This window comes from Paenibacillus sp. JT31N17 (assembly GCF_056269255.1).
Genome location: NZ_JBWDNP010000006.1, coordinates 335262 through 348261 on the forward strand (window position 1 = coordinate 335262; position 13000 = coordinate 348261).

11 protein-coding genes are annotated in these 13000 nt (G+C 56.4%); 2 read left to right on the forward strand and 9 right to left on the reverse strand.

What is annotated here, in order from left to right:
* Positions 1-151: 151 nt before the first annotated feature.
* Genes AC0YOB_RS21130 through AC0YOB_RS21140 form a run of 3 tightly spaced genes read right to left on the reverse strand, consistent with a single transcriptional unit; the run spans position 152 to position 3117 of the window.
* A complete protein-coding gene (locus AC0YOB_RS21130; protein ID WP_475794443.1) occupies positions 152-1162 on the reverse strand; it encodes a C-terminal binding protein in 1011 nt (336 codons plus the stop codon).
* On the reverse strand, positions 1143-2192 hold the full coding sequence (locus tag AC0YOB_RS21135; RefSeq protein ID WP_475794444.1) for a hypothetical protein: 1050 nt from the start codon (positions 2190-2192) through the stop codon (positions 1143-1145). The genes AC0YOB_RS21130 and AC0YOB_RS21135 overlap by 20 nt, the downstream gene beginning before the upstream one ends.
* A complete protein-coding gene (locus AC0YOB_RS21140; RefSeq protein WP_475794445.1) occupies positions 2182-3117 on the reverse strand; it encodes a sugar phosphate isomerase/epimerase family protein in 936 nt (311 codons plus the stop codon). The genes AC0YOB_RS21135 and AC0YOB_RS21140 overlap by 11 nt, the downstream gene beginning before the upstream one ends.
* A 508-nt stretch (positions 3118-3625) precedes the next feature.
* Here AC0YOB_RS21140 and AC0YOB_RS21145 point away from each other — a divergent pair.
* Positions 3626-4051 (forward strand): GNAT family N-acetyltransferase, encoded by a 426-nt coding sequence (locus tag AC0YOB_RS21145; protein ID WP_475794446.1) that lies wholly within the window; start codon positions 3626-3628, stop codon positions 4049-4051.
* A 94-nt stretch (positions 4052-4145) separates the two neighbouring features.
* Here the strand turns inward: AC0YOB_RS21145 and AC0YOB_RS21150 are convergent, their stop codons facing one another.
* The 6 genes from AC0YOB_RS21150 to AC0YOB_RS21175 form a co-directional block, all read right to left on the reverse strand.
* Positions 4146-5849: a glycoside hydrolase family protein gene (locus AC0YOB_RS21150; protein ID WP_475794447.1), complete on the reverse strand. Its 1704-nt coding sequence runs from the start codon at positions 5847-5849 to the stop codon at positions 4146-4148.
* Positions 5850-5864: 15 nt separating this feature from the next.
* The gene (locus AC0YOB_RS21155) at positions 5865-6917 is read right to left on the reverse strand and encodes an aldo/keto reductase (RefSeq protein WP_475794448.1); all 1053 of its coding nucleotides are present in this window, start codon (positions 6915-6917) and stop codon (positions 5865-5867) included.
* 11 nt (positions 6918-6928) lie between these two features.
* Complete coding sequence (locus AC0YOB_RS21160) at positions 6929-7090, reverse strand: hypothetical protein (protein ID WP_475794449.1); 162 nt, start codon at positions 7088-7090, stop codon at positions 6929-6931.
* On the reverse strand, positions 7059-9161 hold the full coding sequence (locus AC0YOB_RS21165; RefSeq protein WP_475794450.1) for a glucosidase family protein: 2103 nt from the start codon (positions 9159-9161) through the stop codon (positions 7059-7061). The genes AC0YOB_RS21160 and AC0YOB_RS21165 overlap by 32 nt, the downstream gene beginning before the upstream one ends.
* A gap of 22 nt (positions 9162-9183) precedes the next feature.
* On the reverse strand, positions 9184-10266 hold the full coding sequence (locus tag AC0YOB_RS21170) for a glycoside hydrolase family 172 protein (protein ID WP_475794451.1): 1083 nt from the start codon (positions 10264-10266) through the stop codon (positions 9184-9186).
* Between the two features lie 232 nt (positions 10267-10498).
* Positions 10499-11911, reverse strand: a complete 1413-nt coding sequence (locus tag AC0YOB_RS21175; RefSeq protein WP_475794452.1) for a substrate-binding domain-containing protein — start codon at positions 11909-11911, stop codon at positions 10499-10501.
* 11 nt (positions 11912-11922) lie between these two features.
* Here AC0YOB_RS21175 and AC0YOB_RS21180 point away from each other — a divergent pair, with 11 nt between their 5' ends.
* A complete protein-coding gene (locus AC0YOB_RS21180; protein WP_475794453.1) occupies positions 11923-12666 on the forward strand; it encodes a carbohydrate-binding protein in 744 nt (247 codons plus the stop codon).
* The last annotated feature ends 334 nt before the right edge of the window (positions 12667-13000 follow it).

Consider the following 13000-nt stretch of genomic DNA (forward strand, 5'->3'; position numbering starts at 1 on the left):
GATTGGTCAGAAGAAACGGCTTCGCCAGTCTTCCGTCATTGTCATCTTATCATCCGGGGAAGCGCTTTCTCCATTGCAATTCCACATCAATGTTTGTCATTTCTACAGGTATGAGGAGTCGCAAATTTCTTCCCGGACTCCCTGCCGGGGTTCACGGCGTGTCGCTCGGCTGCTGGAGCGAAACGGCGATTCCGTTCACAATATGCCTCGGCAGCTCCCCGGTGAACAAACGGCCGATCTCCATCGCCGCATATTGCTGAAGACGGTTCATCGAATCCTCTGAATACCAGGCGCAGTGGCTGGTTACGATGCACTGCTTCATCCCGAGCAGCGGATGTGCAGGCGGCATCGGCTCCTCTTCCAGAACATCGAGCGCGGCACCGGCGATTGTGCCGCTGCGCAGCGCATGAACAAGCGCATCCGTCTCGATGACCGCCCCGCGCGAAGTATTGATTAATAGCGCGTGAGGCTTCATCCGGGTAAAGGCTGTCTCGTTCAGCAAATGACGGGTATCCGGCGTAAGCGGCAAATGGACGGACAGCAGGTCGCTCTCCTGCAGCAGCTGGAGCCACTCCACCCGGCGGACGCCGTATTGAGCGAATATTTCCGGCTGGACGAACGGATCGCAGGCGATGACCTGCAGATCAAAGGCCATTGCCCGGCGGGCAACCGCCCTGGCGATATTGCCGAAGCCGGCAAGGCCCAGGGTCCTGCCGGACAGTCCGGCGATCGGCCTGCAAGGAGCGTTGTCCCAGATTCCGCTGCGGACCTGGCCTACAATCTCGGGAATTTTCCTCACGGCCGACAGCAGCAGGGCAAAGGTATGGTCCGCCACCTCGCTTATCCCGTAATCGGGGACATTCACGACCGCAATTCCCGCTGCCGCTGCCGCATCAATATCAACATTGTCCACTCCGATGCCGTAACGGACAATGATTTTGCAGGACTGCAGCTGCGAGATGACTGCGGCGGTTATCGGAGCGTACTGTGTCATAATGGCATCGGCGTTCCGGCAGAGCTCCGCAACCTCCCGCTCCGACCTGCACTGTCCGGTAACAAACCGGAAGCCCAAGGGTTCAAGAATCGCCCTCTCCGGCGCAAGATCCGGATACGTGTAATCCGTTACCGCCACGCTGCGGTTTTCATTCGAGTTCGATTTCATAAAGCGCCACTTCCCCTCTGTAATGATTGGCCGATAAAATCTTCAGACCTTCCTTGTCTTCCAGAACCAGCGCTTGTGTCGGCCCGACTCCTTCGTCGACGACGAATTTCCCGAACCGAAGCTCCCCTTCTCCGCAATAGGAATCCGGAAGCCAGATTTCCAGAGACCGGCTTCCGCTCCTGTTCCCGACAAGCAGCCCCGTCTTCCCTGCTGCCTTCACTTCAAGGATCACATGCCCGAAGCTGACGCCGCCCTCGAATATCGGCTCCCAACGTCCCGCCCGCCGCTTGTAGACGGCCAGACGATCACCGTGGAACGGCTCGACCGCTGCAAGCTCCAGCTCCCCGTCGCCGTCCAGATCGAGCAGTACCGCCTCGCTCACCGGACGGTCGAGCATCCGCTCTGCAAGCCATTCCCCCTTCGGTTCCGAGGGAACCGAAATGCGGAACAGCCCCTCTTCGGCCGAAACAAGAACTGCCCCGGTTCCATCCGTCCGGTCAACCAGCAGGCCGTGGTTTTTCGTAAGTCCGGTCAGAATCGGCTTAAGCTCCCACTCCCCGCCTGCCTCCTCCGGGAACCGCGCAGCGTATATGGCACCGGCCGACGACCAATCCTCCTGATGCCGCTTGCTCCCGCACAGCGTCGCAGCGATCAGGAACGGCACGCCACCGGCCTGGACCGTCTCGATCCGGTGCACATACGGCAGCGGGAACAGCTCCTGCACCTGCCATGGCTCTGCGAAGGCTGCACCTTGACTTGCATGGATAACGCAAGCATGCTCCGACTGGAAAATCGGAAAAAATTTCTGTATCGCCAGAAGCTCGCCCGGCCGACCGGGATAAGCGGTCATATTCATCGTCCCGCCCGGCCGCTGCCAGACGGCCGAGGCGTTCCAATCCGGCGGCGAGAACAACAGACATTCCCGCTTGTCCTCGCTTGCCGCGAGCAGATGCGTCCCGCCCCGTAGATCAATCCGCTGCACTGCATAGACCATCGGCAGCTCGGCCAATATCCGCTTGTTAACCTTCATCTGCCGCACTCTCCTCCTCTTCCAGCGATTGCCGTATCGACTCCAGCAGCGCTCTTCCCGCGCGCTCGACGGCAAAGGGATCTCCCGTCTCCGTGCGCACTTCGACAGCGACGCGCAGCGTGCCGCTCTCCAGCAGTCCGGCGGCCTTCGCCTGACGGAACAACCTGCAGGCAAAATGGGTATCCAGAAAGCCCGGTGCTCCAATAGGCCTATGGTAATCACCATATTCCGGATCGCGCCGGTCAAGTACCGCATTCGCCAAATGAATCTGCGGCGTATACGGGGCAGCCAGCCGCCATGAATCGGCAAGCCCCTCGCCGCACAGGGCAGCGTGAGCGGTATCCCAGGACAGCCGGACCGGTCCGCGAACGCCGCCAAGCCGATCCATCAGCAGGACGGCCTCTTCTGTCGGTCCAAGCAGCCGGTTTTTATGAGCCCCCCTGTCCAGCGGCTCAATGAGCAGCCCCATTCCTTCATAGCGGCGGACAGCCTCGCCGAGCTCGCTCAAGCTGTCCGCGAGCCGCTCTCCCGCCTCCGCGCGGAGCGACTCGCCGGGATCTTCCCCGCTGACCACGGCAATATGGGTTGCGCCGGATTCGGCTGCCGACTCCAGATAATCGGCGATGCGCCGTACCGCCTGTCTTCTCTTTGCAGGATCGATGGCGGACAAATTTAACCGCTCCTCCGTGATAAGACGGGTAAGCCACTGCGTAAGCGACAAACCGGCTGTACGGACTGCATCCGCAATCCGCCGCCGTGCAGCGCCATCTTTCACAATTCCGATTTCCAATCCGCCGTAGTAACCTTCGGCAGCATAGCGTTCTACCGCATCAGGCAGAAAACCCGGCTCTTCAATCGCATAGTGGAACACCTCTGCCATGTGCAGCGCCGGGACAAACCATTTATGATTAACCAGTATAGTCACCTTCTCTCATAGCGGTCGGCAGCTTGTTGGCTGCGCGGGCGCAACGCCGTTCCCGACAGAGGACAATCACTCCGAACTGCCGCCCCCTCTGCGACGCCGCGACCGGCCCGAATACGGTCTGCCGCTCTCAACAAAATGCAAACAGGCCTGTGATGAAATTGTGCGGCGTGTTCCTTCACTAAATTGTAGCAACCGCCGCCTGCGCCCGCTATTGTCGTCTGTTGACATCCGCTGTCTTTTATTTACTTTCAGTACAGAAGCGGCATAATTCTATTTATTGCGGGTGCTTGAAGCGCCATTAACCTGGATAGTCACCGTCGGGAAGGAGGATTGAATGCAATGCTTGTAGAAGGTATGTACCATCGGGTCACTGCTGCAAGCTCCGATTCTTCAAGCTGTTAAGCAGAGAGGATAGGAGAATAGCAGAACACAGGATGGGGCATGCCATAAGCGATGGAATCAGATAACAATAGGCTCGCATTTGGGGCGCTAATCAAAGGTGGTAGTCATGACAAGTAACACGTACAAAATAATTGAACGCCCCCCGACAGTACCGGTACATAAATTCTTATGGGAAGCTGTAGGCTGGGGGCAGGTCGACACCGGGATGACAGAGCATTCTATCGCTAATTCCGTTTATTCCGCAGTTGTCGTGCATCAAGAAAATGTTGTGGGCATGGGCAGAATTGTCGGCGACGGAGCCATGTATTTTTATATACAGGATGTGGCCGTTCTGCCCGATCATCAGAAGAATGGGGTCGGCAAATTAATTGTCGGGCAACTGCTTGCCTATATAAAAAAATGCAGGCATCCGAATGGCATCGCATTTGTCGGATTATTCGCATCAGGCGGACAAGATACCTTCTACGAGCAGTTCGGATTCAAGGATTACTCGCCGGACATGACAGGCATGTTTATGGTTCTGGATAAATAACAAAATACGGAAGACTATTGCAGAATTTTATTCTCTGGATAGTCTGCCGTATTTTATGGGCGCAGAACTCATATACGGACTTTTCTAAAATTGTTCAAGCCAGGCGAAACAGTATTTGCTTGCGGTCCACCATCGCCTTATCCTCCGGCAATCGAAACAGGTCATGGATCGGCTTCAGCTGATAGACAGCTGAGCTGGCGAGTCCGGCGGGAACGGCATGCAGCAGGTATTCAGCCACCCGACCGCCCGGCTCCGTCCGAAAGCCCTCTTCCAGGACAACTTCCTCCTCCACTGCGCGCAGTCCGAGAAGCAGCGCGCCATGACGGAACGAGCGGTAGCCTCCCGTCAGAGTGCTGCGGCTGATTATAAGCTCCGCGCGCAGTCCGATCCCGAAGCGGATTTCCAGCGAGTGCCTCACTCCGTCCACGACCGCAAAACCATTCTCAATCCGCACGGCCGTCCCGCTGCCATCCGCGAAAAGCGTCAGACTGCCGCGATCCATCCAATCCGGCAGAAATATGCGCCATTGCAGCACGTCGCCGGAATCCGATTCGGACGGCTCCCCTCCAAGCTTGATGCGCAGCCAGCCCTCAAGCGGATAACCTGTCGTTATCTCGACCTGCAGCGGCTCTGCTCCTGGCCTCTCGATCCGGACGGCAGCCGGATGAAAGAAAGGCACGATGGCTGCGTCTTTATCGCGAAACAGGACATAAGAGGCCGCGCGGGACAAGCCGTCGCCTCCCCGCATCGTGCAGCACCACCATGCCTCGAACACATTGGCAAGAGGATACAGATACGGCTCGCGCGCGCCGGAGCAGCAGTCGCAGCCAAAGCCGCCGTTTGGCCGCTGCCCGTGCCCGATTCCGTTATAATAAATATGGTGCGCGGTGTTCAAATAGACGGAATAGCCTGTCAGCCGCCACAGGTCGACCGATGCCAGGAATGAATCGACCACAGCGCAGGGCTCGGTCCATTCCGGCCGGCTGAACCAGTTGTAATTGGCATAATTCTCGGTCATGCCGTATCCCGTATATAGGCTGTACAAGGCCTTCGCCTGTTCGAGAATGGGCTCCCTGCCGGTATCCTCGCAGTAGCGCAGCATGCCGCGCAGTCCGGAAAGGGCAGCATGCGTCTGCATGGAAGCTTCGAGAAAATCAATGCCGGTGAAGACCTCGATCATTTCCTCGATCAGAACGCCAAGCTCCGGCCAGCGCAGCAGCCGATAGGCGTGCGTCGCCCCGTCCAGCATGATGAAGGCGCAGCCGATATCCGTGGACAAGTACCAGCCGCTGATCAGCCCGGACAACAATGTTCCCGATGCCTCTCCGGCGAACACGCGTTGTTCCGGCCGAACGGGATACTGCCTGTAGAAGCCCGCGGCGGGCAGCAGTAAATTGCGCACTAACGTCTCGATGCGGCGGAGCGCCCACTCGTCCTGCTTCCATTCGTAATATTCGCACAACGCACGCAGAAACCAGCTGTTGCCGGATAACTGCTGCTCATCGTTCTCTCCATAGGGCAGCATCCTGCCAAAATAGCCCCTCTCATTCAACGCTCCGCCGATCCTGTCGACGATATCCTGCAAATAGCGGGGTTCGCGGCCTGATGCCTGCGCCAGCATCACAAGCGCGAGCATCGTGCGGCCCTCCTGATCGCCTGGCCAGTCGTACTCCGGCGATCTGTAGACCCGATCCGGATGGAAGTCATCTTCCTCCAGTCTTCCGAAGCTCGCTTCGATTCTATCGCGCAGTTCGCCGCCTGCTTGAATGCCATTCAGGCGGATAGCATGCAGTTTCATCTGCTTCTTCCTCTCTTATTCGGGGTATCCATTCACCAGATAGCGGAGCTGTCCGGGCGTCAGGGCGATATCTCCCGCCCCGCAGCTGTCTGCCAGATACGAGAGCTTATTGGCGCCAATCAGGGCAAACACGGGAAAGGGCTGCGAGACAAGATACGCCAGCGCAATTTGCGAGCCGCTCGCGCCAAGTTCTCCCGCCAGCTCCCGAACCCGGTCCAGTCTGGCATAGCTCTCTTCATTGGCGTACATCGCTTCCACCAGAGCCGACCGGCCGCCCTGCGGCTTCAGATCGCGTCCATATCTCCCGCTGAAGAAGCCGGACGCCTGTGAGGAGAAGGCGAATACCGCAAGTCCTGAAGCTGCATACCAGGCATATTCAGAGTCGTCAACCGCCATGTTGTCGGCGGGCAGAACGGGATTGAGCGAAGCCAGATTCCAATGGGGCTGACTGCCGATTAACGGAGTGCGGCCGTTCTCCAGGGCGTACCGGTTGGCTGCCTCGATGCGGCTGCTCTTCCAGTTGGAAGCGCCAATATAGCGGATGCGCCCTGCCTCAACATGTTCATGCAGCGCGTCCATGATTGACTCGACTGACTGCCGGGGATCGTCCCGGTGCAGCCAGTACAAATCGATGCTGTCCGTCTGCAGCCGTTCGAGGCTGTCGTGCAGATCGCTGCGTATCGAGCCTTCATCCAGCCGCGGCTTCGACATCTCTTTCAGGGGCGGATGCGCCCCCTTCGTGGACAAAATGACTTGGTTCCTGGCGTCCCGCTCGCGCAGCCACAGCCCTACCATTTTCTCGCTTGCGCCCCTGCCTCCATCCGCCCAATCGCCATACACATGCGCGGTATCAACAAGCGTTCCTCCAAGCTCTAAATAAAGATCGAGCAGCGCGAAGGACTCTTCCCTGCCGAGGGCAGTGCCAAAATCGGCCGTACCCAAACCAATGACGGAAGGCTCCAACGTTGTTCCCGGAATTTTATGGTATCTCATATTTACATGATCGCCTCCGATGAAATAAGCGGTGTATTCGTAACCAAGCCGGTGTTGAGACCATTCAGGCTTCACCAGTTTATCCCCTATTTCTCCCCCGTTTCCGACTTGCTGGATATACCGGCATTCACCTTGAGCATAATCGTGAAACAAAACGTACCGGCAAGCGATTTTCGAATCTGTCCATGCCGGTACGAATTCATCTGTTTCCAGCCGTCAATGGCCTGCCTGAGCGATTTCCAGCACAACCTCCCCAGGCAGCTCGGACACGACCCCGCCTGGCGGCATCCGCTCCACCGATACGCGAAGCGTTCTGCTTTCGGGAAAATATTCGAATCCGACGCTTCCATAATAGGTCGGCATATCCCGGACAGAAAAAGCCTCGCTCATCCAGGCCGCAGGAACGCCGGAGCCGATGAAGATCGTCCCGTCTTCCTCCCTGGCCAGACAGTCACGGAGCAGCAGGAATAATTCCGCCGCTGTCCAGCAGTGCGGAGTAATGAACGGGATTTGGTCCCATCCCCGCGTACGATGCCATTGAAGGGACGTATTCTCGTCGTCGCTCCCTTCCGGATATGTGTAAAGTCCAGGCGCCGCGTGCTTATTCAGGAAGAAATCGATTGAGATCCATGCCCGCTCCCGCTGTCCCATCAACAGATAATTATGCGCCTGGCCCGCTTCGAAATACGTCCACATGTCCTCAGGAACATGCATGCCGTTCGGGTAACGCTCCTCATTCCAGAAACGTTCCATGCCGCGTACGATGATCGGATCGTCCTTCTTCGCCCACCCTGTCGGCCAGAACGCCGAGTTGGGATCCCGCGGATTGTCGCCAAAGATCTGCTCAGCCTTGAGATGCAGGGACCTCCTCAAATCCTCCGCTTCCTCATCGAACCAGGTGCCCTCTATGCCCAGCTCCTCCGCGCACATGGCTGCCCGCTTGAGCGCCATGTAAGCGTATGCGTTAATCCATAATGTCGGCTGGTGATGATCCATTCGTCCGTTAATCAAGCCGTCCCTGGCAGGCTGGCACATGACATCGCTGTCCGGCCTCAGCAGCATTTCGTAGGTGCGGATCTCACTGTGCCGAAGAATCGGCACAACGGTATGACGCATCTGCCGGATCAGCTCCGCTTTGCGCTCGATATGTGGATATACACGCTCCAGGAAGGATTTGGAGCGCGTCAGAAGATAATGCTCCGACAGCATCCAAATACCGTTGGACGGTCCGTCTCCTTCTGCGCCGAATCCGCCGAACGCATCCCGGTGGGCAGCATTGATCACGGCCTCCCGGACAAAATCCGTATAGCCGCCTTTATCCAGCGCCACAAGTACATATGCCCCGTCCCTCAGCCACCAGAGCGGGTAGGAGATCGCGCTGATCCGCGGCTCTGAGGCTACTGTTGCCATGTACATATGAGTTAATTGTGCCTGCATCCCCTCCTGAAACCGCCGGTCGGGCAGGTTCAGCTTGATTCTGCTTCCGGCTCTCCACCGGGAGATAAAGTCATCCATAATTCGCTCAACATCTCCGGGTCCCAGCGAATCGTCCGCGCCTTTCCTGACCATCCAGTTGTCGGCATGAACCTGACAGACGAACGAATACGACTTTTTACCGCCCGGCTCCAGGTTAAGGGTATAGGCCATTGCACCGCTGGCCCATGTGGAAGGATCGTTCACCATGACTCCTTCCGGCAAAGCATCCTTCTTCAGGAATACGGAGATATCCTTCTCTGTCTCCCCGTAGCTGACGGCACCGAAGCGGTCCGGGGGCACCGTTACCGCCATCACTTTTCCACCATTAATCTCCAGCGCGCTTCCCCGCATCCCGAGACTCTTGACCGGCCCGCCGGCTGCGCCGAACGATCGGGTCACCAGATAGAACGTACCGGTCCCCGCAGCAGTTCCCGTATTCTCGATATCGACTGTAAAATAGTTGCGGATATCCGTCGTCGCCGGATCCCCGTCCGCAAACAAACGCGATGTAATCCGGAAGGTTCCCGCCTGCCAGACGGAGGTCAGTACGGGAATATGACCCTCCAGCAGCGACCAGGCCAGCTGCTCCTGCGGCTTCTCCTCCGGCGCATGGAGCATTCCGCCTGTGTAAACCCAGGTGGAGACTCCGTATGTCCGGTGCCCGGGGGAGAAGGAATTTCCCGGCTCAACGACCGTTTTGTATCCCTCATGAGACGTCGGAACCCCCAGAATGACATGCGTATCGCTGCGGTTCCAGATCCATTCCGGATGCTCCTCCTTAAGCTCTGCCATCCTGATGTGCTCAATCATCGTATGAACGGTATATCGTGCTTCTGCTGCCATGCCGAATCAGCTCCTTCTAGTTCTAAATGACTTCCAGATCGTTCTTGCCCGGCATAGGGGCATACGGAGCATGAGGCTCAGCCTGATACCAGTAGGCAACTGAAGCGATATCATCCCGCAGCGGCAAATACCTTCCTTCGCTCCGCCACCCAAGCGCCTGGATCGTCACCTTCAAATCCGTTTCGAAGCGGATCGGGTCGAGGATATGCCACCGGTACATGCCAAAACGCTGATTGACCCTGGAGAAGCCGTTTTGTCTGGATACTTGATGAAAACCAAGATACGGGGCGGAGAAGGGCAGATAGCCTTCGCCCTCCACCTGCTCGAATGCCCAGGCGCCGCCTACATAATCCTCAGTTCCCGTTCCGCAGATGGTGGGGAACTCCTTATCCCCGTCCAGATAGAATTTGACCTCGCCTTCGCCCCACCAGCCGTTATTGTTGGCCTGCCACGCGAGATAGGTACCCACATAATGGCCCGTTCCCTGAACGCCGTCCAATAGGGTGTGCACATCGGCATAGCCAACCGGATTGCTGCGGCACCACTGCGCATGGAAATAAGCCATATTGTCCGGAATATCAGTCAGCGTATAATCGATCTGGTAGAAAAATTGCGGGATTTCTCCGCCAAGATTCTCGATCGTGATGCGCGCCGCCTTGCGGAAGGGCATCTGCCAATAGCTGTTCATGCCGCCTCCGGTCATAACGGAGATCGGAATCGAGTTGACGATGCTTCGCTCGCACCAGCCGTTGCAGTAGAAATCCCCGAGCGGCACTTCTACGGAAGCGCTTTCTTCATCGTCCCAGTACATGCGCAGAATGAGGCTCCGCCATCTCTCGGGCGCACAGGTCATCCACATATGCTGGATCATCCCGGGACCTGCAATGTCGGCAAGCACGAAGGTCTCTTTCGCCCTCAGCGTGACAGCCGGCGACACCTTCCAGCCCTGTCCGAGCTCACGGGCGCATGACGCGCTGATGCCGTCGGTGGACATGCCGCCTTTGCCCTTCTCTCCCATAAAATTCTCCGCGCTGATCGAGCGCGTGCGGGCTTTGGAAAGCTGCATCAAATTTCCCAGGTGCAAACCAACTCCATTAAATTCCATGACTTCACTCCTCACATGCATGATAAATGATGGCAAATCGGCAAACTCAACTTTACCGGTAAAGTTATTATAAGAAAATCCTTCCATACCGTCAATCGAAAAAAAGAATAAAAAATCTTCCCAGTCCGAATCACCTTATTACCAGTGGATGAACATAGCAAGAAAATCCTGAAAGAGAAGATTCATTTAACTTTACCGATAAAGATAGATCAGTTTCTTTGCTGGCTAATATTTACTCAACATGTTTTTGGAATACCGTCGAATCTCTCACCTTCAGTTCGGGCTTAAGCTTGATATTGATCACTTCGGCAGACGATGTCGTTCCTTCGATTTTGTCGATTAGAATCTGGCAGGCTCTTCGCCCCATCTCCCTGATCGGCGTTTCTACGGTCGTCAGCGGCGGATCCATGATCTGGCCGATGAATACGCCCTCATAGCCCCCGACCGATACATCTTCGGGTATACGCAAACCAAGCCGTTTGAGCAGGAGGTATACGCATGAGGCCGTAAGATCATTGCATACGAAGAGGGCGGTAGGCCGGTCCTCGCTCTGAAACATCCGAGTAAACAGAGTGTTGCGGTTGCTCAGAGACGCCGGATCGAAATCGGTCGCGAAGGGGATGCAGGTCTGGTGATCCGAAGATAACCCGGCATCGGACATCGCCTGATGGAAGCCTTTTTTGCGGTTGATGATCTCCGATGATTCCGCCAGCCCCTCGTCATACAGATATGCGATCCTGCGGTGCCCAAGTCCCAATAGATGCTCCGTCATCGCGTATCCGCCGGAAAAATCGTCGCCAACGACATAATCGCATGACAGCTGCTCGAAATATTTGGTATAGAGCACATACGGCACACCCTGCCTGGTCAGCTTCCGGTAAGGCGTATCGTCCAGGCTGTGAAAGACGAGAAAACCGTCCACCATCATATGACGGAACTTTTCAATCAATTCGCTTTCATTCAGCTTATCTTTATCGGTAATCCCCACCGACAAGGTATATCCCCGCTCTATGGCATGCGGCAATGCTCCCCTGATGAACTGCTCATGGTAGCTGTCGTAGAACGACCCCCCTACGATAACGGCGATGCTGGAGGATCTTCCGCTCGACAGACCCTGGGCAAGCCGGTTTGGCGTGTAGCCCAACTGCTTGGCGACCTCCTTGACCTTATCGATGGTTTCCCTGCTGATCGACCTGTCTTCCCGCAAGGCCAGAGAGACCGCCATTTTAGAGATGCCTATCACTTTTGCGATATCCGAGAGGTTTACTCTTTTTTTCATACGATCCCCTTTTCGCTGATCTGATAGAAGAAAGTATATCAAATTGCCTGCAGGCAATCTATAAATGAGTAAACAACCACTATAAGGCTTCTCCTGCGGCCAGCTTCTGCCTGGCGTATTCGCGGTACTGCTTGGGTGAATACCCCATGAGGATTTTGAACTGCTTGGAGAATGAAGGGGATCCTGGTAGCCGACTGCGCGCGCGATTTGCTTGATCGACAGCGGCTCGAACAGCAGGTGCTTCGCCCGGTCGAAGCGAATTTGCACCAGAAACTGCATTGGACTCATCCCGGTGGCCTTGCTGAACGCTTTGCGGAAGTACCTTTCGCTGTAGCCCGTCAGCTCCGCCATTTCCCGAATTGACATACCTCGGCGCCATGATGACGCGCGTTCGTCCGGTTCTTGAATGGCAGCAGGACAACGGGCAAAATACAGCCGGCACGATGCTGAACTTTCTGGACAACTGGTACGGCAACCGCGACGGCAGCCATGTTGCAACGGCTCGCCCTATCAATTATTACATCTGGGGCGGCAGCGGCTCCGCTTATTATAGCCCGAGCCCGCAAATGGTAACGAACGTGGTCAATCATCAGAAGTTCTGGGAGCAGTACGGCGGTGACATGCTCATGTACTTCACATTGACCGGATCGGATCACGCCGGTTACTACCAATGGGAGTTCGTCAAGGATATGAACAATCCCGTCACCACATCTCCAAAAATGCAGGGCATCGGCACGCTTAACGGAGGAATGAAGGAGGATGTGACAATAGGAACCGCTGTCGGCAGCACGGTAGACGGCAACAACTGGAGCTCGCTGGACGGCGGATGGGGTACGCCAGGTACCGGCTCCTTCTATATGAACGGAACCGACACGAACTGGGCGAGCTACAACTATCGCTCAACCGCGTCCGGCACTTACACCGCCAAGATCCATTATTCCGCAGGCGGCGCAGCTCAGGTCAGTGTGTTCATTGACGGCACAAGTGCCGGCACGATTTCGACAAGCGGCGGAAGCGCTACCTTCACATCGTCAGGCAGCTCCCTGCCAGCGGGGCTGCACAGCGTAAGAGTGTACGTAACATCCGGCTCTGTCACAATCAACAGCATTCAGCTGAGCTAGCTTGGGACCCAGGATTGGAGGAAGCCTGTTTATATGGGCTTCTTCCTTTTTTTGTGTCCCCGTCGCGTAAGACGGGCGACAAACGCCATTGCTTGATACCGCAACTTCGTACCGTTTGGCTGACAGCACGAAGGTGTCAATCCCAGCATAACTGGAAGCGGACCGGACCGCATATAGAAAATTGTCCGGTCCACGGTAGATTTTGGCCTTTTCGATCGGCCGGGTTTCACACATCAATCAGGCGAATTTCGCACATGGGGTCACGAGCGCCCGCTTTATAATGGTTGAAGGGAAAACGGCGCCGTTTATGTCTTTTTGTACGGGCATCAAGATA